Below are 16,961 nucleotides of genomic sequence, written 5' to 3'. Positions count from 1 at the left end.
CTGCCTCCTGGGCTAGATTTGACCTATGCCAAAGTTAGCACACGCACGGGAAGGTGCCGAGGTGGTGGTCCGAGCGGCCGGACTGCTGTTCGACTGCGACGGGGTGCTCGTGGACTCCGTCCCGACGGCGGCGATCGCGTGGGAGACCTGGGCGCGGCGCTACGCCCCGGAGTTCGACTTCCTCCGCGACGCGCCGCACGGCATGCGGCCGAGCGACGTGGTCGCGGCCGTCGTGAGTCCCGAGCACGTGGGCGAGGCGACGGCAGACCTGTTCGAGCGCGAGCTCGCCGTCGCGGCCTCGACGATCGAGATGCCCGGCGCTGCCGATCTGCTCACCGCGCTGCCGCACGAGCTCTGGGCGGTCGCGACGAGCAGCAACAGGGAGGTCGCGACCGCACGGATGCGCGGCGCGGGCGTCCCCGTGCCCACCGTGCTCGTCGCTGCGGAGGACGTGGACCGCGGTAAACCGGCGCCGGATCCCTACCTCCGCGCCGCGGACCTCCTCGACCGGGAACCGGGGGACTGCGTGGTCTTCGAGGACTCGTCGCCGGGAATCCGCGCCGCCAGGGCGGCCGGCGCGGGGCTCGTCGTCGGGGTGGGCGCGTGCTCCGCCTCCGCCGCCCCGGACCTGATCGTGCATGACCTGGCCCGGGTGCGATGGGACGGGGAGGCACTGCGCCTCCGCGTGCTCAGCGGAGCGTGCTGAGGGCTTCGTCGATGACATCCACCGCGAGGTCGAGCTGCTCCTGGGTCGTCGTGAGGGTGGGAAGGAAGCGGATCACGTTGCCGTCGCTGCCGGCCGTCAGGAGCAGGATGCCGCGCTGAGCGGCGAACTCCGCGATCATGGTGGCGGCTCCGGCGAGCGGCTGCGTCGTCCCGGGAGCGCTCACCTCGAAGGCCTGCATGGCCCCGATGCCTCGGACGTCGCCGATGACAGGGTGGCGGGTGCGCAGACCGTCGAGACGCGCGGACAGGTGCGCGCCGATGCGGTGGGCGTCGGCGAAGAAGGTCCCGTTCTCGAGTTCGTCGAACACCGCGAGCGCGGACGCGATGGACACGGGGTTGCCGCCGAACGTGCCGCCCAGGCCCCCCGGGTCCGGAGCGTCCATGATCTCCGCGCGACCGGTCACCGCGGCCAAGGGCAGCCCGCCGGCGATACCTTTCGCCGTGAGCACGAGGTCGGGCACGAGGCCGAAGTGGGTGCTGGCGAACCACGCCCCGGTACGGCCCAGCCCCGTCTGGATCTCATCGGCGATGAAGACCACGCCGTTTCGCGTGCACCACTCCTGCAGGGCCGGCAGGAAGCCGTCTGCCGGGACCACGAAACCGCCCTCGCCCTGAATCGGCTCGGCGATGACGGCAGCGAGATCGCGCACGCCGATCCGCTGCTCGAGATACGCGATCGTGCGTGCTGCCGCCTCCGCGCCGTCCAGCCCGTCGCGGTAGGGGTACGAGTTGGGGACGCGATGGACATCGGGCGCGAACGGGCCGAAGCCGGAGCCGTACGGCGCGGCCCTGTGGTTCATCGCCAGCGCGAGATTCGTGCGCCCGTGAAACGCGTGGTCCAGGGCCGCGACCGCCCGTCGCCCTGTGTGCCTCCGCGCGATCTTGACCGCGTTCTCGACGGCTTCGGCGCCCGAGTTCGCGAACGCCGTCCGGGTCTCGTGGGTGCCGGGGACCTTCTCCGCGAGCAGCTCGGCGAGGCGCACGTAGCCCTCGTACGGGGTGACGGTGAACAGGGTGTGCGTGACCCGGTCGAGTTGCTCCGCCGCCGCGGTCACGGCCGCGCGGTTGGTGTGGCCGATCGTCGTCACGCCGATGCCGCTGCCCAGGTCGAGGAAGCGGTTGCCGTCCACGTCGGTGATCCAGGGGCCGTCGGCGTGCGCGATGTAGACGGGGAGGACGCTGCCGACACCGCGCGGGACGACCCGCTGCCGACGCTCGTGCAGCGCCCGGCTCCGCGGCCCGGGGACCTCGGTGCGCAGGAGGGGGCTCGATAGGACGGCGCCGGAGAACAGACCGGAAGCGGACATGGGCGGGCTCCTTCGTCAGGGGCGTCGCTGGTTGAGCGACGTGCCCTGAAGCTATGTTAGATTTTGGCCTATGTCAAAACTTGGGTTTGCCGGAGGCCGTTCCGATCGCTATCCGACGGCGTTCAGCGCGGAGGACTTCCGGGCCAACGTCACGGCCGTGCGGACGCGCATCGATGCGGCCGCGGAGCGCGCGGGTCGCGATCCGCGCGAGGTGAGGCTGCTCCCCGTGAGCAAGACGGTTCCGACCGACCGGGTGCGGGCGGCCATCGGTGCCGGGCTGCGCCGTCTCGGTGAGAACAAGGTGCAGGAAGCGGTGCGCAAGAACCGGGAGACGGCCGACCTCGACGTGGACTGGGTGATCATCGGGCACCTGCAGACCAACAAGGCCAGGGACGTGGCCGCGTTCGCCACCGAGTTCCAGGCGCTCGACAGGGCTGCGGGTGGCGGAGGCCCTGGACCGGCGGCTGCAAGCCGCCGGGCGCAGCCTCGACGTGTACGTGCAGGTGAACACCTCTGCCGAGGACTCGAAGTTCGGTATGCCTCCGCAGGAGGTGCCGGCCTTCCTGAAGGCGCTGCCCGCGTATGCCTCTCTCCGCGTGCGCGGGCTGATGACGCTCGCGCTGCTCACCCCGGACACCGCGCGGGTACGCGAGTGTTTCGCGCTGCTGCGCGCCCTCCGCGACGAGGCGCGCCAGGAGACGCCCGACCTCATCGGCGACGGTGAGCTGTCGATGGGCATGTCCGGCGACTATGAGATCGCCGTCGAGGAGGGCGCGACGTGCGTGCGCGTCGGGCAGGCGATCTTCGGCGCACGCGCGGTCCCGGACAGCCACTATTGGCCGGAGGGCTGACTTCGCTCAGTCCTCCGTGCGGAAGCCGGCAGCCTTGTGCGTGCCGTCGCAGAAGGGCTTGAGTGCCGAGAGCCCGCAACGGCACAACGCCACGGTCCGTCGCCGCGGATCGATGACGGTGCCGTCGCTCGCGTGCAGCTCGACCTCCCCGCGCACGAGCAGCGGCCCGTCCGGATAGGCCGTGACGGTGACGGGCTCGTCCCGCCGGCTCACGCTGACGCCCTTCCCCGCAGCGCGGAGCCGCCCGCCGCCCACGCGTCGAGGGTGTGAGCACCCGCCCAGCCGTCGACCGTGAGGCACGCGGCCGCGCCGAACAGGATGTCGGCCAGCAGCTCAGGGCGATCTTCGGCCAGGCTTCCGGCGAGGTCCCGGGCGGCGATCTGCTCGTGCACCGCGTCGGCCTCGACGTGCTCCTCGAAGTACGCGGCGACCTCGTCGGCGAACCCGAGGCGGTGCAGGCCATCGGCGTAGAAGCGGCAGGGGATCGATGAGGTCATCTCATACGCGGCGAGGTGACCGACGATCGCTCCGACGAGGCGACGGTTCAGGCCGAACAGGCTCATCATGTTGTGCGAGGCGAGGGTGATCGCGGGCGCATCGTCGACATAGGCGCCGTACGTGTCGTCGAGACCGGCGGCGCGGAGGGCGCAGGCATAGAGCTCCGCGTGCACACGCTGCGGGCGACCGCCACCGTACTCGTCGGACTGGATCTCGACGAGTGCGGCCTTGGGTCGTCCGGTCAGCCGCGGGATGGCCCAGGAATGCGGGTCGGCCTCGCGCAGCGTGTACACCGAGCGGAGGATGAGAGACTCCTCGGCCTGGTCCCGCGTCGCCTTCCTGGCGATGTGCCGCGACAGGCTGGGACCCGTGTCCGCGGCGGCGAGGGCGAACAGGGCGCGGCCCACGGCGTCGACGGTCGGCTCCGGAAGGTCGGGCACCGGCACGGTCTCCCTGAGCGCCGCCTCGAAGGCGTCTTCGAGGATGCGACGCGCGGTCACCACGCCGGCATCCCATTCCCGCGCCGCATCGAGCTGCGGCAGCGACCCGTACGACGAGGCGTAGAGGACGAACAGGGCGAGCTGGATGTCGTCGTCACGGACCGCGTCACTGGTCGCGGCGACGGCCGCGGTGGCGAGGTCAGGAAGGGCGGCGGCATCCTCGCCGCGCCCGGTCAGCACGGAGAGGACGGCGCTCGACACGGGACCGCGGGGTGAGAAGGCGACGGCGGTGTCGGCGTCGAGGGTGGAAACGGTCATGAGGAGGGCTCCCATCGGATCGATCACCGTCATCCTCACCCGCGCGCGCGGGGGCCGCCAGGGACTTGACGCCGAGGCGCCCGGCAGGCAAGCGCCCCGTCACGGACACGCGGCGAACACGTATCCCTCGTCGTCCGGTGTGACGAGCTCACGGTCGCGGAGCACCATCGATCCCGGCGCTTCCGGGTCGTCGCACAGCTCTGCGAAGGATCGGGGCAGGTGGTCCGTGTACTCGATGTCGATCACGTGCTCCCCGTACATCGCCTCGTAGGCGCCGCACTCGCCGTAGGCGGCGCACTCCTCGGCGACGGCGAGGTCGAACCCCGCGCGTTCCCGCAGGGCGGGGGCATGCTCCGCGGCGTTCTTCTGACCGGCGGCGAGACCCGCGCCGTGCGCCGCGGCGACCAGGAGCTCGGCGAGGGCGAGGTTGTCGTCGAGCGTGAGCGCGCCGCCCGAGCGCGAGAAGGAATCGAGGTTGTCGAACTCGACGGCCTGGAAACCCGACTCCGCACAGCCATCGATCCACGGGATGACGATCTCGGCGATTCGGGATCGCTGCGCCGCGCTCCCGGTGTCGAGAAGGGCTTCGTCGGGCCAGTCGGGGTCGAACACCACAGCACCGTCCGCTCGCAGGAGCAGGTCGTCCGGCCAGTCGGCGAGCTCGCCCGGCTGCGTCTGGAAACCGTTGACGTAGCAGAGGGAGTAGAGGCCTCGGGCCGGGGGCGCGCCCCGGTCGCGCGCGACGATCTCCACGCCCCCGGGCGGGCCGTAGGCACCGCCGAGCTGGTAGTCCGGAACGGCACCCGCCGGGGGCAGTGCCACGTCGGCGCTCGGCCCCGATCCCGCGGCGGGGAGGCCGGGAGCGGGCGGCGCAGCCGCACAGCCGGCGACGGCGAGGGCGGCACCGAGGAGCAGTGCGACGACCGCGGACGTGCGTGCGGGTCGCGGCGGCCGAGGGTGCGGGAGACTCGTCCGCGGTGACCGCGTCACCGCGGCTCCGACGTCGGGCCTGCCGGAGCGTCGGCGGGGGCGGAGGTGTCCTCCGCGGGGTTCCGGCGGATGCCGATCCACGACACGACTCCGCCGAGGATGAGGAGAGCGGCCGTGACCCAGGCGGCGCTGTGGAAGCCGTCGAGGTCGAGGGTGCCGCCGACGATGGTCGACAGCATCGCGACCACGAGCAGTCCGGCGACGCGGGAGACGGCGTTGTTCACGGCGGAGGCGATACCCGAGTGGTTCTCGTCGATGGCACCGAGGATCGCGGCTGTCAGCGGAGCGACCGTGAGTGAGAGGCCGAGGCCCATCACGATCATGGCCGGGAGCACCTGCCACCAGTAGTCGAAGTCTGCGGACACGGTGAGCAGCATCAGCGCGCCGACCGCCATGACGAGCGGGCCGATCGTCATGAAGATGCGAGGACCCCACCGTCCCGCCCATCCTCCGGCACGGGAACTCAGCAGGATCATGAGGATGGTCATCGGCAGGCTCGCCAGGCCCGCCGCCGTCGCGCTCAATCCGGCCCCTTGCTGGAGGTACACGCCGACGACGAAGCCGTTGAGGGAGAGCGCGGCGTAGACGAAGAGCGTCGCGAGGTTTCCCCAGCCGAAGTCCCGCACCCGGAACAGCCGGAGCGGCATGAGGGGAGCGGCGGAGCGGCGCTGGCGCAGCAGGAAGGCGATGAAGAGGGCGGCTCCGACGATCGCGGGGATCCAGATGGCGGGGGAGGCCCAACCGAGGTTCGGTTGCTCGATGAGCGCGAAGACGACCGCGCCGAGGCCGAGCGCGCACAGGGCACCGCTCCACCAGTCCACCCGGATGCCCCGCGGGTGCTCGGGGAGGCGAAGGCGGGCCAACAGCAGCAGCGTGATGCCGATCGGGACCACGTTGATGAGGAAGACGAACCGCCACGAGAGGAAGTCGACGAAGACTCCGCCGAGCAGCGGGCCGACGAGCTGAGCTGCCGTCGTGAAGGCCGTCCAGACCCCGATGGCCCTGGCCTGCACATCGCCGCGCATGGTGGCGGTGATGAGGGCGAGGGAGCTCGGGACCAGCAGCGCGCCGGCGGCGCCCTGCGCCGCCCTGGCGACGATCAGCATCAGGGGATCGACGGCGGCGGCCACGGCGATCGACGAGATGCCGAAGGCGATGAGGCCGATCCGCATCACCACGACCCGGCCGTAGGCGTCCGAGAGCGATCCGGCGAGGAGGATCAGCGCGCTGAGCGTGATGAGGTAGGCGTCGACGACCCACTGCTGCGTCGTGATGCCGCCGCCGAGCTCCTCGCTGATGGCGGGCAGGGCGACGTTGACCACGGTGCCGTCGAGGAAGGTGACGAACGACGCGAGCACAGCGATCGCGATGACGAGTCGCTGGAGTGGGGCGAAGGATGACACAGGCCGACCCTACTCCCGGGCGGCGACGTCGGGGCGGGTCAGTCTCCGGTCGCGCGGGTGCCGTCGTGCAGCAACGCGCCGAGGCCTGCGATCCCGCCGTTCGCGTACGCGGCGCGTTGCCGCGTGGCGCCCGGACCGTCCGCTCCGATGCGCTCGAGTCCCGCCCGCACCGTCTCCTCATCGCCGAGCTCGCTCAGCACCGGGGCGATGTCGTCGAACAGATGCATCGCCACGCTCCGGGCGGGCGCGACCTCGCCCGTGAGCGGGTCGACGATCCGCGCCTCTACCCCCGCCCTCGACGCCATCCAGAGGGAGGCGTCGATCGCGTCCGTCTCATCGGCGACGATCTGTTGCTCGGAGGCGAGCGCGATCCCGCGGGTCAGCAGCGCGGAGAACACGGCGTCCTCGGCAGTGAGCTGCGTGTCCGCGACCCGTGCCTCGACGGTCGGGTAGCGCTCCGAGAGGCGGACCGCCCACGAGAGGGAGGTGGCCTCGCCGATGGTCCCGAGGTCGAGGAGCTGATCGACGCGTGTGCGGTAGTCGTCGACGTCGGCGAAACGGGGCGGGCACCAGGAAGAGGGAAGCCGTCGGATGAGCATGCTGCGCCAGCTCGCGAACCCGGTGTCGATGCCGTTGCCGAAGGGACTGTTCGAGCTGAGGGCGAGCAGGAGCGGGAGCCACGCCCGGAGGCGGTTCAGGGCCTTGACGCGGTCCTCCTCGTCCACCACCTCCACGTGGACGTGCAGCCCGTTCACCTCGTGCTCGCGGGTGAGGTGAGCTAGGCGCCGCGCCACGTCGTCGTAGTGCGCGGACGGGGACAGCCGGGGCGAGCGGAGGGTCGTGTACGGGGAACCGGTCGGTGCCGCGATCGCTCCCCGGGCGCGGGCGGCCGCGCCGACGAGCGCACGCAGGGCGGTGAGCTGTCCCGCGGCCTCGGCTCCGGACCGCACCGGGTCGGTGAGTGCCTCGATCTGCGAGGCCAGGTACTCCGTGGTCAGGCGCCCGGCGACGACCGCGCCGCCGATGCGCTCCAGGACGTCACCGCTCAGGGCGACGGGAACGAGCGAATCCTCATCGAGCAGGAGGAACTCCTCCTCGATCCCGAAGCACGTCATCCGGTTCAGTGGTTTCGCAGGTCGGAGATGAGCTCGGCCTTGCGCTTGCCGCTGTATCCGGTGAGGCCGAGCTCCTTGGCGCGCTTCCTCAGCTCGGGGACGGTCCAGTCCTCGTAGTCCCCGTGCTTCCCGCCTCGTCGGCCGACGTTGCTCCGGCCGTCACGCGCTGCGGCGTTCGAGATACGGGCGGCCTTCTCCTTTGAGGCGCCGTCCTCCCGGAGCTCTTCGTACAGCTCCGGGTCCTTCAGGGAATTGTTGCGTCGTCCTGGCATTGTCCTGCTCCTTCGCGCATCGGGAGGGTGGAAGTCAACCCCCTCCGACGAGGGGGCCGTCCGGGGCTAGCGTGGGCTCACCGCAGTCGGGCGCCCGCGCCCCCAGAGAAGGGAAAGACCGATGAACATCCTCCTGATCATCGTCATCGTCATCGCCGTGATCCTCGCGATCACCGGAGGACTGGTGCAGTCGCTCCAGTTCCTGCTGTGGGTCGGTCTGGTGCTCCTGGCCATCGCCGTGATCGCGTGGCTGATCCGATCGATCTCGGGCAACCGCAAGGTCTGACCCGGAGTGCGGAGGGGAGGCTCGCCACCGGCGAGCCTCCCCTTCGTGGGATCAGCGGGTGGGCGATCAGCGGTTGAACGCGTCCTTGATGCTGTCGCCGGCCTTGCCGGCGGCGTCCTTCACGTTCTCTCCGGCCTGCTTGGCGTCGGCCTTCACCTGATCCGCCTGGCCTTCGGCCTCGAGCTTCTCGTTGTCGGTGAGCTTCCCGAAGCCTTCCTTGGCCTTGCCACCCAGCTTCTCGGCGGAGTTCTTCATGTCATCTGCGCCACTCATATGAGGCTCCTCTCCTTGACGGATCGATTGCTCTTCGAGCATCGCACCGGGCCAGAGGCCCGTCCACGGGATTGACATTCGCCGAAGGGCGTGTCAGCGTTCCGCCCCCATCGACTCCTGCCCCGCCAGGGGCTAGCCTGGCGCCAGACGGGCGGTCGGCCCGTCGTCCGCGACGAAGGGAGCCGAGCACGATGGACGCGATGATGATGGGGGCCATGTCGAAGAACATGGAGTCGATGCCGGACATGGCGATGATGGACATGTCGGTGCTCCAGGCCTGCATGGACGCATGCGCCGCCTGCGAGCAGGCGTGTACCGTGTGCGCGACGCAGGAGATGGACTGCGCTCCGGCGTGCATGAACTGCGCGGACATGTGTCACACGATGATGCGGTCGATGCTCCGCATGCAGGGCATGACGCCGGCGACCCTGATGGCGATGCTGGACGCCTGCATCGCGATGTGCCAGATGTGCATGGACGAGTGCATGCAGCACGCCGAGCACAGTGACGTCTGCCGGCTGTGTGCTCAGGCGTGCCAGGCCTGCATGAACGCCTGCATGGCCGTCCGCGACATGATGATGGCGAGTGCCTGACCCGGTGTGATCAGGACGCCGTCACACGGACGCGACGTTGAAGCGCGTACGGCCGATGGCGAGCACGCCGTAGTCTCGGTGGAGAGCCACGGGACTGCCGATCCCGGCCTCCAGAGCCGCTCCCGAGCCGTTCCACAGCGCATGCGTCGTACCGTCGAGCGTGCGGACGACAAGGTCGCCGGACACCGGATCCGCCGCCGTCACGAACCCGTCCGCCCACCCGGACGGCGTCGTCGCGGCGAGGCGCTCCTGGATCAGATGCAGCGCGTGGCCCGGCGCCGACGAGGAGCAGCGGCCGCCGCGTACACACATGCACGCCGCACGCTCACGCACCTCGAGGGGCGGACGGCGGTGCAGCGGCGTGGACACGGGGTCTCCTTCGGATCGGCGTCCGGCCAGCGTACGTCGACCGCGGCACGATCCCGCAGCCGCCCCGACACGCGACGAAACAAACGGGTGTAGGCTCGCCGGGTGCTGTCGTCGATGAGCGCCCTCGGGGCGCGGAGCGGAGCTGCAGGCGCGTTCAGCGCCGCAGACAGAGGCTGAGGACCGGCCGGAGGCGGAACACCCGTCCCCGGCACCGCGTCGTACCCCGGCGTCCGTCCGGGCGATCCTCCGATCCGTCTCGCCGTCCGGCGATCACACCGAAAGCTCATCCCTCATGCGTCCCATCGACGAGCGCGCGCTGCGCGCCTCCTTCTGCAACGCCTCCCGCAAGGAGGTCTCCGACCTCACCCTGCCGCCCGGCTTCGCCGAGACGGACTTCGACCGGCTCGACTACCTCGGCTGGGTCGACCCCAAGCTGCCCCGCCGCTCCTACGTCGTCGCCTGGATCGACGACGAGCCGGTCGGCGTCGTGCTCCAGCGCGCCGAACAGCGCGTGCTCGCCCGCGCACAGTGCTCCTGGTGCGAGGACGTGACGCTCCGCAACGACGTCCAGCTGTACGTCGCCCGACGTGCCGGGGCCGCCGGCCGCAAGGGCGACACGGTCGGCGTGCTCGCGTGTGCGGAGTTCGGCTGCAACGAGGCGGTGCGGAAGCTGCCACCGCTGGCCTACCCGGGGTACGACCGGGAACTCGCACGAGAGATGCGCATCGTGCGCTTGCAGGAGCACGTGACGGGATTCGTCCGCGAGGTCGCCGGTCGGAACCGCTAGGCCGTCACGGCGCGCACGTGCGCGAGGGCGGGTGCCGCCCATTCCGCCGACAGCCGGGCGAACGCCTCGAAACTGCGTCGCCCCGGCCAGTCAGGCGGGAGCATCGCCGGGGGCAGCCCCGGATCGGTGTAAGGCAGCACCCGCCACCGGTCGATGAGGTGGACGTACGCCGGGAACGGTGCAGCGGGCAGTGCGTCGAGCGACTCCTGGAACGCCTCATGGTCGGCGCGCAGCGCAGCGAGGTCCCACCACTCGGCGGCGGCCTCCGGCAGCGTGCCGGCCGGTGCGGGCGCCGAGGCCTCGAACAGGGTCGCCCACCGGCGGGCATCGAGATCGACGAGGATCTGCACGGCCTCGTCGCGGAGGTGACCGGGGCAGATCCACAGCGCAGGCGACACCACTCCCGCGCCGATCCAGTGCAGCCGTCGGCGTAGCTGGTGCCGCACGCTGCGCGCACTCTCCGGGATGGAGAACGACACGAGGCACCACGGATCGTCGTCGGTCATCTCGCGCATCCGGAAGATCCGCCGGTCGCCGCGCTCCAGCATCGGCACCGCAGCGGGACTCAGCCGATAGCCGATCGCGTCACGGCGCTCGGGGACGATCAGGCCCTTCTGCTTGAGCCGGGCGATGCCGGTCCGGGCGGGTGCGGGCGCGATGCCGAGGTCGCCCGCGAGCGTCACCAGGGCGGCCGTCGAGATCCAGCCGCCGACGGGGCGCAGGTAGAGACCGATCAGCGTGCGCAGGAGCGAGGCGGTGCTGCCGGGCCGGGCATCGATGTCATCGAGCACGACCGGCGCCACGGGCTCAGGAGACACCGGACTCCACCGCGTCCCGGACCGCCAGTACGCCGGTGACCGTCTCGACATGCGAGGTGCTCAGCGGGGACAGCCCGAGCCGGATCCCGTCGGGGAAGCGGAAGTCGGGGATGACTCCGTCGGCCCAGAGCCGTCGGGTCACCTCGCGGAAGTCCGGGTGTCCGATCGTGATGTGACCACCGCGCCGGGCGGGGTCGCGTGGGCTGAGCAGCCGGACGCCGAGCGAGGCGAGCACCTCGTCGTAGGCGCGGACGGCAAGGGCCGTGAGCGACTCCGACTTCGCCCGCACCCCCGCGATCGTCGACTGCTCGATGAGGTCGATCATGCCCTGCATCGCCAGCATCGACGTCACCGGCGGCGTGCCGCTCAGGAGCTGACGGATGCCGTCGGCCGGGACGTACTCCGGAGCCATGGCGAAGATGTCGGCGGCGCTCCACCAGCCCTGGATCGGCTGACGGAGCACGCCCTGCAGGTCGCGCCGGAGGTAGGCGAACGCGGGCGAACCGGGGCCGCCGTTGAGGTACTTGTAGGTGCAGCCGACCGCCATGTCGACGCCCCAGGCGTCGAGCTGCATCGGCACGACGCCCGCCGAGTGGCACAGGTCCCACATCATCAGGGCGCCGGCGTCGTGGACGACGGCGGTGATGCCTGCCATGTCCGCGAGGGCGCCGGAGCGGTAGTCGACGTGGCTCAGCGACACCAACGCGGTCCGTTCGGAGACCGCAGCGGCGACGTCGTCGACCGTGACCCCGTGCACGGGGTCGGGCGTGATCCACCGCAGCGTGGCCCCCATCTCCGCCGCGACGCCCTCCGCGAGGAAGCGGTCCGTGGGGAAGTTCCCCTCCTCGATCACCAGTTCCGTCCTGGGTCCCTGAGCCTGTCGAAGGGCTGCTCGCATGAGCTTGTAGAGGAGGACGCTGGTGGAGTCCGACACGACCGTCTGCCCGGCGGCCGCCCCGAGGGCGACGGCACCGATGCGGTCGCCGAGCTCCAGCGGAAGGGTCATCCACTGCTCGTCCCAAGACCGGATCAGCCGCGTACCCCAGTCCTCCCGCACGAACGCGGCGAGCTTCTCGGGCACGTCGCGCAACGGGCGGCCGAGCGAGTTCCCGTCGAGGTACGCGGTGACGCCGGGAGCCTCGGCGAAGGCGTCGAGGTGGGAGGCGAGCGGATCGGCGGCGTCCAGGGCGCGAGCGGCGTCGAGGAGGGCGGTGTCGGCGGAGCGGTCGGTCATGTCACACCTTCAGGTCGGCGGGGGAGAGGGGACGGGCGGAGAGGGGGTCCACGGATCCCTCCGGCAGCAGCAGGAGGAGGGAGCGGTGGTCGAGCGGGTCAGTGGGTGCGAGGGCGCGCAGCAGGGTGTCGTCATCGAGCCCGGCGGTGCGGAGGGCGGTGACCTCGGCGGGGTTCAGGTCCACCGGGGTGTGTCCGTTGCCCATGTCCGTGCCGTAGAGGACGGTGCCGCCGGCCGCGTGGAAACGGGCGACGTTGTCGACCGCGACCGCTCGGGCGGCTGCATCGTGGATGGCGAGCGTGGAGATCCAGGACACGTGAGCGGCCTGGTAGGCGATCTCCTCGTCGTCCAGGTGCTCGGTGAACGGGGCGTGGGCGAGCCGGGCCGCCCCGAGGACTCCGACGCGCTGCGCCTCGCCGGGGCCTTCGGCATGGGCGACCACGGGCAGGCCGTGCGCCGTGGCGCGCTCGACGATCGTGCGGAACAGGGCGTCGGAGAACACCGGGCCTGCGGTGCTGTTGCTCGCGACCTTGATGCAGGATGCGCCCGCCGACGCCATCTCCGCCACCGCGGCCTCCGCCGCGCCGGAGTCGGGGATCTCTCGTACCGAGCCCGCCGGAGCCCAGGCGCGGTCCGAAGGGTAGCCGCCGGGAGGGGTGAGGAAGGCGCCGGCGTAGCTCACTGTCCGCAACTCAGGAGAATCCGGCTCCCCCGCTCCCGAGACCGCCCGGGCGGCGACTCCGGCGGCGGTTTCTCCTGAGTTGTGCACGGCGATCCGTGCGACCGTCGTCGGGTCGCCGCCGAGGTCGACCACCTGCCCGAGTCGCGATGAGGCCAGGAGCGTGTGATCGACGAGCTGGAGGTGCACGTGATGGTCGGTGAAGCCCCCGACGACGCGGCCGGAGAGGCGACGGGCGCCGGGCGACGGCGTCTCATCGCGGAGCTGCGGACGGCCGTCCGTGCCGAGTCCGACGACGCCCTCGCGCCAGCGGTCCCGGTCGTAGAACGTCGCCCGGAACATCAGGCGCCGATCTCGGTGCGGACGGTGTACAGCTCGGGGAAGAACGTGAGGTCGAGGGCGCGCTGCAGGAAGCCGACGCCGCTCGAGCCGCCCGTGCCGACCTTCATCCCGATGGTGCGCGACACGGTCTTGAGGTGACGGAAGCGCCAGAACTGGAAATTGTCCTCGAGGTCGACGAGGTCCTCGCAGGCCTCGTAGAGGTCCCAGTGCGTGCGCGGGTCCTGGTAGATCGCGCGGATCGCGGGCACGAGGGCCGGCGTCTCGCGGTAGGGCTCCCGCACGTCGCGGTCGAGGATCTCGCGCGGGACGGGGAGCCCGCGGCGGGCGGCGTACCGGAGGAACTCGTCGTACAGTGTGGGCTTCTCCCACTCGGCGGTGAGGAGCGCGAGGTTCGCGGGGTGGTCGCGGAAGACGCTCAGCATCTTCTCGTTCTTGTTGCCCAGTGCGAACTCGACGGCGCGGTACTGCACGGACTGGAAGCCGGACGAGTTGCCGAGGGCGCCGCGGAACTGGGCGTACTCCGTCGGGGTCAGGGTCGCGAGCACCGACCACTGCTGCGTCATCACGTCCTGGATGCGCTTGACTCTGGCGATGCGCTTGAGGGCCTCACGCAGATCGTCGGCCGCGAGGAGTTCCCGTGCGGAGCTGAGTTCGTGCAGCAACTGCTTGAGCCAGAGCTCCGTGGTCTGATGCTGGACGATGAACAACATCTCGTCGTGGTGCTCCGGGACGCTCACCGGGTGCTGCGCCGTGAGGAGCTGGTCGAGCGCGAGATACGAGCCGTAGGTCATGCGGCCGGAGAGGTCCGTGACGATGCCGGACTCGAGGGCGCGTTCGTTCGCGGGGTGCATCCCGTGAACATATCACTTCCGTGCCGGTCGTCACAGTAATGTCATGTCGGCTCTCCGCGCACCTGCACGATCCGGCGACCCTCGCACAGTCCTCCGCCCGATTCGCTCGTGCCTCCGTGCCCGGGTCGTGCCTCCGTGCCCGGGTCGTGCCTCCGTGCCCGGGTCGTGCATCCTTCCCTGGGACCCACCTGCACGATCGGAGAACGGACGGACGGGCACCCGCGGGAATGAGTCGTGCATGCGTGCCGAGATCGTGCTGGTGGGTCAACGGGTGTGGGTGTCGAGGAAGTCCAGGGTGTCGGCGAGGGCTTTCCGGGCCTCCGGCATATCGAGGTGGAACTGATACTCGTGCGGGAGGGCGGGCTCGTGGGGGACCGGCCAGAACACCGGGGTCACATCGACCCCGAGCTCCTCCAACCGCTTCGCCATCGGGATCGACTGGAGCCAGGTCAGCCCGTCGCCGTTGCCGCCGGAGATGTAGGTCGCGGGGAAGTCGGCCGTGACCCAGTCCACCGTCGACATCGTGGCCCCCGTGGAGTCCTCCGCCCACGTCTTGGTTCCGGAATAGGCCCACATCGCGGACTTGAAACCCCAGCCGGCGACGCCGTCGAGTTCCGCGAGGGCGGCGAGGTCGTAGACGCCGCAGTGCAGCACCGTCGCGACGAGCTGGTCCGCCCGGAGGGAGGGCTCGATGCCGAGGATCCCGGCGTATTCCGGGCTCGTGATGAGAGTGGCCATCTGGCTGGCGAGCTGGGCTCCGGCGGAGTCTCCCGCGAGCACGATCCGCTGCGGGTCGACGCCCAGCTCCTCCGCGTGGGCGTCGATGTACGCGAGCGCCTCGTCGAGCTGATGCACCGCGAGCGGGTACACGCCTTCCGGCCCGCGGGTGTAGTTCACGCCGATGGTCGTGTACCCCTCGGCGGCGAGGATGCGCAGGTACGGGTCGACGTCCTCCTTGGAACCGGAGATCCACGCGCCGCCGTGGATCCACACCACGGTCGGCAATGGGCCATCCGCGGTGGCGGGGCGGAAGACGTCCATGGTCGTGTCCGCACCGGCGCCTGCGTACGCGACGTCCTTCCGCTCGTCGAGCACGGTGTCCGGGACGTGCTTCATCATCTCGGCCGCGGTCTCGTCACCGCCCTTCGTGAACACCGACCGGATGATCATCGCCGACGGCCACGGGGTGAGCGCTCCGACGATCGCGACCGCTGCGGCGGCGGCGGCGAGAATGCCCAGGGCAATCTTCGTGCGGCGCCAGGGCCTCCGACCGCTCGTCGCGAGGGCGGGGGCGTCGATGCTCCTGGAGTCTTCCACGGCCTCAGTGTGCCACCATCCGTCGGGCCGAGCAGGGTGTGACGGAATGTCAGGTCGTCAGGCTCGCGATGAGGTGCCGAAGGCCGTAGTCGAAGGCGCGGTCCACCTCGCCACCGAGTCGGAACGCCCCGGACAGTTCCATCTGCAGGAAGCCGGTGGCCCAGGCGGTGAAGAGGCGGGCGGCATCGAGCGCGTCCTTCTCGCCGACGGCGGCGGCGCAGGCCCGGATGACGGGCGCGGCGGAGCGTTCGAGAGCCTCCTGGGGAACCGCGGTGAGAAACAGGAGGCGGAACCCTTCCGGGTGCGCGTGGGCGAAGGCGCGGTAGGTCCTGGCGAGGGCGGAGAGGTCGTCGCCCGCACCCTCGAGACGGGTGGTGAGGTCGTCGACGGACGCCGTGGCGACGGCGACGTGCAGGGCCTCACGGTCGCGCACGCGCTTGTACAGGGAGGGGGCGCGAACTCCAACCCGCTGGGCGACCGCCTGCATCGTGAGCCCTGCCAGGCCGTTCGCCTCGAGGATCTCCCGACCTGCCGCGACGATGGCGTCGGTCGAGGTGCGTTCAGGGGTGGGCATCGGACCTCCTCGATGGCTATTGACAATAGCCATGATAGCTATGTAACGTAGCCATCGCAATCGCCCGAGAGGAATCGCCATGAAGCTCGCCCCGCATCTCCACCGCCTCGGCAACGACATCGTCGCCTCGTACCTCATCGACCTCCCGGAGGGCGTCACCCTCGTCGACGCGGGGCTGCCCGGACACTGGCATGACCTGCTGCGGGAGCTCGACGGCATCGGCCGCCCGCTGTCCGACGTTCGCGGACTCGTGCTGACCCACGGAGACAGCGACCACATCGGGTTCGCGGAACGACTGCGCGGCGAGGCCGGGGTCCCGGTTTTCATCCACCATGCTGACGCCCACCGCGTGCGGACGGGGGAGAAGCCGAAGACTCCGATGGGTGCTGCCCGGCTCGGCCCCACGCTCGGCTTCCTCGCTTACGGCCTCCGCAAGAGCGCGCTGCGCACGCGTCATGTCGCCGAGGTGTCGGAGATCGCGGACGGCGACGTGCTCGATCTTCCGGGGGCCCCGGTCGTCGTGGCTCTCCCTGGGCACTCGCCGGGGAGCATCGCGGTGCACGTCCCTGCGGTGGACGCGGTGTTCGTCGGCGACGCCCTGACCACGCGGCACGTGCTCACCGGGGAGACGGGGGCGCAGTCTGCCCCGTTCACCGACGACCCGGCGCAGGCCCTGGCCTCGCTCGACCGTCTCGCAGCGCTCGACGCCGCGTGGGTCCTCCCCGGCCACGGCGCTCCGTGGCGCGGTACTCCCGGTGACATCGCGGCAGCCGTCCGCGCCCACTCCTGACCGTTCTCCGTCCGTCCTTCCCCTCGCCCGAGTGCTCGTTCGCACCGGCCGAGTTCAAGAACGCGCCTCCCCGCGGCCCCCGAGGTGTCTTTTCCGCCCTGCCCGAAGGTCATCCCGCGGTGCCGGAC

At 70.9% G+C, this 16,961-nt stretch carries 21 protein-coding genes; 6 read left to right on the top strand and 15 right to left on the bottom strand.

Annotated elements, in window-relative coordinates; translation table 11 throughout:
- The first annotated feature begins 25 nt into the window (after positions 1–25).
- The gene (locus tag FY549_RS01775; RefSeq protein WP_149083558.1) at positions 26–706 is read left to right on the top strand and encodes an HAD-IA family hydrolase; all 681 of its coding nucleotides are present in this window, start codon (positions 26–28) and stop codon (positions 704–706) included.
- Here the strand turns inward: FY549_RS01775 and gabT are convergent.
- Positions 690–2,033 (bottom strand): 4-aminobutyrate--2-oxoglutarate transaminase, encoded by a 1,344-nt coding sequence (gabT, locus tag FY549_RS01770; protein WP_149083557.1) that lies wholly within the window; start codon positions 2,031–2,033, stop codon positions 690–692. The two genes, FY549_RS01775 and gabT, sit on opposite strands and share 17 nt — an antisense overlap.
- A gap of 440 nt (positions 2,034–2,473) precedes the next feature.
- On the opposite strand from gabT, the gene FY549_RS16655 reads away from it, so the two are divergent.
- Positions 2,474–2,884 (top strand): YggS family pyridoxal phosphate enzyme, encoded by a 411-nt coding sequence (locus FY549_RS16655; RefSeq protein ID WP_262381085.1) that lies wholly within the window; start codon positions 2,474–2,476, stop codon positions 2,882–2,884.
- A gap of 6 nt (positions 2,885–2,890) precedes the next feature.
- On the opposite strand, the gene FY549_RS01760 is transcribed toward FY549_RS16655, so the two are convergent.
- The 6 genes from FY549_RS01760 to FY549_RS01735 all read right to left on the bottom strand — a co-directional run bounded on the left by FY549_RS01760 (position 2,891) and on the right by FY549_RS01735 (position 7,920).
- Positions 2,891–3,097 carry a CDGSH iron-sulfur domain-containing protein gene (locus tag FY549_RS01760; protein ID WP_149083556.1) on the bottom strand — a complete coding sequence of 69 codons (207 nt, stop codon included), beginning with the start codon at positions 3,095–3,097 and terminating at the stop codon, positions 2,891–2,893.
- Positions 3,094–4,140, bottom strand: a complete 1,047-nt coding sequence (locus FY549_RS01755; RefSeq protein WP_149083555.1) for an iron-containing redox enzyme family protein — start codon at positions 4,138–4,140, stop codon at positions 3,094–3,096. Before FY549_RS01755 ends, FY549_RS01760 begins: the two co-directional genes overlap by 4 nt.
- A gap of 99 nt (positions 4,141–4,239) precedes the next feature.
- Positions 4,240–5,130 carry an endo alpha-1,4 polygalactosaminidase gene (locus FY549_RS01750; RefSeq protein ID WP_149083554.1) on the bottom strand — a complete coding sequence of 297 codons (891 nt, stop codon included), beginning with the start codon at positions 5,128–5,130 and terminating at the stop codon, positions 4,240–4,242.
- Positions 5,127–6,533: an MFS transporter gene (locus FY549_RS01745; RefSeq protein ID WP_149083553.1), complete on the bottom strand. Its 1,407-nt coding sequence runs from the start codon at positions 6,531–6,533 to the stop codon at positions 5,127–5,129. The genes FY549_RS01750 and FY549_RS01745 overlap by 4 nt, the downstream gene beginning before the upstream one ends.
- 38 nt (positions 6,534–6,571) lie before the next feature.
- On the bottom strand, positions 6,572–7,648 hold the full coding sequence (locus FY549_RS01740) for a YbdK family carboxylate-amine ligase (RefSeq protein WP_149083552.1): 1,077 nt from the start codon (positions 7,646–7,648) through the stop codon (positions 6,572–6,574).
- 5 nt (positions 7,649–7,653) lie between these two features.
- On the bottom strand, positions 7,654–7,920 hold the full coding sequence (locus FY549_RS01735; protein ID WP_149083551.1) for a Rho termination factor N-terminal domain-containing protein: 267 nt from the start codon (positions 7,918–7,920) through the stop codon (positions 7,654–7,656).
- Between the two features lie 121 nt (positions 7,921–8,041).
- On the opposite strand from FY549_RS01735, the gene FY549_RS16400 reads away from it, so the two are divergent.
- A complete protein-coding gene (locus tag FY549_RS16400; protein ID WP_187614902.1) occupies positions 8,042–8,206 on the top strand; it encodes a hypothetical protein in 165 nt (54 codons plus the stop codon).
- 66 nt (positions 8,207–8,272) lie between these two features.
- Here the strand turns inward: FY549_RS16400 and FY549_RS01730 are convergent, their stop codons facing one another.
- On the bottom strand, positions 8,273–8,479 hold the full coding sequence (locus FY549_RS01730; protein ID WP_149083550.1) for a CsbD family protein: 207 nt from the start codon (positions 8,477–8,479) through the stop codon (positions 8,273–8,275).
- A 191-nt stretch (positions 8,480–8,670) separates the two neighbouring features.
- Between FY549_RS01730 and FY549_RS01725 the strand changes: the two genes are divergently transcribed.
- Positions 8,671–9,072 carry a hypothetical protein gene (locus tag FY549_RS01725; RefSeq protein WP_149083549.1) on the top strand — a complete coding sequence of 134 codons (402 nt, stop codon included), beginning with the start codon at positions 8,671–8,673 and terminating at the stop codon, positions 9,070–9,072.
- Positions 9,073–9,093: 21 nt separating this feature from the next.
- Here the strand turns inward: FY549_RS01725 and FY549_RS01720 are convergent, their stop codons facing one another.
- The gene (locus FY549_RS01720) at positions 9,094–9,384 is read right to left on the bottom strand and encodes a hypothetical protein (protein ID WP_149083548.1); all 291 of its coding nucleotides are present in this window, start codon (positions 9,382–9,384) and stop codon (positions 9,094–9,096) included.
- A gap of 349 nt (positions 9,385–9,733) precedes the next feature.
- On the opposite strand from FY549_RS01720, the gene FY549_RS01715 reads away from it, so the two are divergent.
- Complete coding sequence (locus tag FY549_RS01715) at positions 9,734–10,228, top strand: FBP domain-containing protein (RefSeq protein WP_149083547.1); 495 nt, start codon at positions 9,734–9,736, stop codon at positions 10,226–10,228.
- Here the strand turns inward: FY549_RS01715 and FY549_RS01710 are convergent.
- The 6 genes from FY549_RS01710 to FY549_RS01685 all read right to left on the bottom strand — a co-directional run bounded on the left by FY549_RS01710 (position 10,225) and on the right by FY549_RS01685 (position 16,043).
- Positions 10,225–11,046, bottom strand: a complete 822-nt coding sequence (locus FY549_RS01710) for a PaaX family transcriptional regulator C-terminal domain-containing protein (protein WP_259614180.1) — start codon at positions 11,044–11,046, stop codon at positions 10,225–10,227. The two genes, FY549_RS01715 and FY549_RS01710, sit on opposite strands and share 4 nt — an antisense overlap.
- On the bottom strand, positions 11,036–12,280 hold the full coding sequence (locus tag FY549_RS01705) for a kynureninase (protein ID WP_149083545.1): 1,245 nt from the start codon (positions 12,278–12,280) through the stop codon (positions 11,036–11,038). Before FY549_RS01705 ends, FY549_RS01710 begins: the two co-directional genes overlap by 11 nt.
- A 1-nt stretch (position 12,281) precedes the next feature.
- The gene (locus tag FY549_RS01700; RefSeq protein ID WP_149083544.1) at positions 12,282–13,301 is read right to left on the bottom strand and encodes an amidohydrolase; all 1,020 of its coding nucleotides are present in this window, start codon (positions 13,299–13,301) and stop codon (positions 12,282–12,284) included.
- Complete coding sequence (locus FY549_RS01695) at positions 13,301–14,152, bottom strand: tryptophan 2,3-dioxygenase (protein ID WP_149083543.1); 852 nt, start codon at positions 14,150–14,152, stop codon at positions 13,301–13,303. The genes FY549_RS01700 and FY549_RS01695 overlap by 1 nt, the downstream gene beginning before the upstream one ends.
- Positions 14,153–14,416: 264 nt before the next feature.
- Positions 14,417–15,469, bottom strand: a complete 1,053-nt coding sequence (locus FY549_RS01690) for an alpha/beta hydrolase (RefSeq protein ID WP_200838661.1) — start codon at positions 15,467–15,469, stop codon at positions 14,417–14,419.
- 49 nt (positions 15,470–15,518) lie between these two features.
- Positions 15,519–16,043, bottom strand: a complete 525-nt coding sequence (locus FY549_RS01685; RefSeq protein ID WP_149083542.1) for a TetR/AcrR family transcriptional regulator — start codon at positions 16,041–16,043, stop codon at positions 15,519–15,521.
- Positions 16,044–16,122: 79 nt separating this feature from the next.
- On the opposite strand from FY549_RS01685, the gene FY549_RS01680 reads away from it, so the two are divergent.
- Positions 16,123–16,833, top strand: a complete 711-nt coding sequence (locus FY549_RS01680; protein WP_149083541.1) for an MBL fold metallo-hydrolase — start codon at positions 16,123–16,125, stop codon at positions 16,831–16,833.
- Positions 16,834–16,961 lie beyond the last annotated feature (128 nt).

This window comes from Microbacterium sp. 1S1 (assembly GCF_008271365.1).
Taxonomy (GTDB): Bacteria; Actinomycetota; Actinomycetes; order Actinomycetales; family Microbacteriaceae; genus Microbacterium.
Note: the sequence above shows the minus strand (reverse complement) of the source record. Positions and strands in the feature narration are given on the sequence as shown.